Source organism: Seonamhaeicola marinus (assembly GCF_008085455.1).
Map to the genome: position 1 here is coordinate 1 of NZ_VSDQ01000002.1, position 387 is coordinate 387.

Consider the following 387-nt stretch of genomic DNA (forward strand, 5'->3'; position numbering starts at 1 on the left):
ACATATTTTAGGCTTTAAAAACAACAAAATAGTGGCTTATACACGTATTTTTAAACCAGGTGATTACTTTGAAAACGCTAGCATTGGCAGAGTTGTTGTTGCTAAAAATGAAAGAAAACACAATTATGGCTATGACATTATGAATGCATCAATAACTGCTGTTAATAACTATTTTAATGAAACTATTATTAAAATTTCAGCACAATGCTATCTAGTAAAATTTTATAATAATTTAGGCTTTAAACAAATAGGTGAACAGTACCTTGAAGATAATATACCACATATAAGTATGATAAAAAGTTAATAACTAAACTAACAATTTATTTCTTTAGTGTAAAATGTCCTTTAATAGGTTTATTATTTAATCTGTTAATAACGTACCAATAA

The 387-nt window shown here is 25.3% G+C and carries 1 protein-coding gene; it reads left to right on the plus strand.

Annotated features, from left to right (window positions below; genetic code table 11):
• Window positions 1-304: GNAT family N-acetyltransferase (locus FUA24_RS00010; protein ID WP_148539554.1), on the plus strand; the 304-nt coding region annotated here is incomplete at its 5' end.
• Window positions 305-387 lie beyond the last annotated feature (83 nt).